Here is a 1,554-nt window from a genome sequence, read left to right as displayed (position 1 = left end):
ACTACAAATTGAAGTGCGGAATGTGGGCCTATTAAACAAAAAAATGCGGACATAAAAATAAATTGCAAAATACCCTTCATAATTTCCCCCGATTATAACCACAGTATATAGTATATTATCTATCATCTAAAAATCGCAATTTTTCTTAAACAATAAAAAACCACATCCTGAAAATCCTCTAATCCTGGTTATGATGTACAAGATTGTTATTTGTAGGTTATTGGTGGGATGCTGAAATTGTCATTGTCTGAATCAGGATATCCAGGATTTTAGGATTTATAGGATTGTTATTGATAGATTATTCATGGGATGCTGAAATTGTAATTGTCTGAATCAGGATGTCCAGGATTGTTATTGATGAATTGTCTGTGAATATTGAAAGATGATAAAATACAGTTACAGTAATAGTCAAGAAGTAACAGCAGATAATTTAATAATTTAACAGATAATTTATCTTATCAATTATCCCAAAGTCTCTATTTCTCATAGACAATCAAACAACCACATCCTGTAAATCCTATAATCCTGGTTATCCTGATATGGCTAACGCCACGCTACGCTATCAGACAAAAAAATCAGATTGATAGTGTATAATAAAGATAAACCTCACCAAAAGCATATATAATTATGAATACATTAGAAAAATTAGAATTGCTGAGTGAAAACTGTAGCGACAATACAGAATTAGAAAGAATTATTGGGCAACTCCTAAATGTAATTTTAACTCGTCATCGTCAAAAACTAGCTACATATAACTTAGATATAGATAAGTTTGAAAAAAAATATGAACTCACTTCTGAAGAATTTGTAGAACAATTTAACTCAGGAAGTTTAGGGGATGAAATGGATTTTTTTGAATGGTTTGGTTTATGCGAACTCCGCAAAGATATTTTAACAAAAATCCATAAGTTAGAACAAGCCTTATGAAAAATATTAAAAACGCCGATGATTATTTAGCTTGGATCAAATCTATAATTACACTTTGTCCAAAAGTTGTAAATTTTAAAATTCTTAGAGAAGAAGCACAAACTGATAAAGGTTTATGGCGTTATCGTGTGATATTAAAAGATGGTAGTTCTTTAGAAATGTTTGAGTTTTTTAAAATAGAACCTGGACAAGTAGAAATAATTAAATATAGTTTTCATTGGCAAACTGAAAATAGAGAACTAATAAAACGTTGGGATAACGCACCCCATCATCCTGAAATTGCAACCTATCCTCATCATTTACATGATGGTTCTGAAGACTCTGTTTTTCCATATTTACCTGTTGATATTGAAGATATTTTTAAACTCCTTTAATCCTGGATATCCTGATATAGCTTGGCTATCAGACAAAAAATATTTTAAACCCACATTCCGCACTTCAAAAAGTAGCATAATTAAACTATATCAACAGTCAATCAAAACTTATGGTTTGAACAATTACGTATCAATAGCAAACAAAATTATGAACGCAAAAAGTTAAGCTTTTATGGGTGTTTAAAAGCTGTTTCAAAAACAATATTTAATTGAAGGTGTGTAATAAGTTATAAAAAAGATAACCGATAAAATC

General features: G+C 29.9%; 2 protein-coding genes. Both read left to right on the top strand.

The window, feature by feature from the left end:
* The first annotated feature begins 627 nt into the window (after positions 1–627).
* Positions 628–927 (top strand): hypothetical protein, encoded by a 300-nt coding sequence (locus CUN59_RS20735; RefSeq protein WP_104389582.1) that lies wholly within the window; start codon positions 628–630, stop codon positions 925–927.
* A complete protein-coding gene (locus CUN59_RS20730; protein WP_104389581.1) occupies positions 924–1,301 on the top strand; it encodes a toxin-antitoxin system TumE family protein in 378 nt (125 codons plus the stop codon). Before CUN59_RS20735 ends, CUN59_RS20730 begins: the two co-directional genes overlap by 4 nt.
* Positions 1,302–1,554 lie beyond the last annotated feature (253 nt).

Origin of the sequence: Cuspidothrix issatschenkoi CHARLIE-1, from assembly GCF_002934005.1 — a bacterium.
Classification (GTDB): Bacteria; Cyanobacteriota; Cyanobacteriia; order Cyanobacteriales; family Nostocaceae; genus Cuspidothrix; species Cuspidothrix issatschenkoi.
Note: the sequence above shows the minus strand (reverse complement) of the source record. Positions and strands in the feature narration are given on the sequence as shown.

Excerpts from the sequence above, each read along its gene's own strand:
- CUN59_RS20735 (WP_104389582.1), top strand. The coding sequence starts at position 628 with ATGAATACATTAGAAAAATTAGAATTGCTGAGTGAAAACTGTAGCGAC.
- CUN59_RS20730 (WP_104389581.1), top strand. The coding sequence starts at position 924 with ATGAAAAATATTAAAAACGCCGATGATTATTTAGCTTGGATCAAATCT.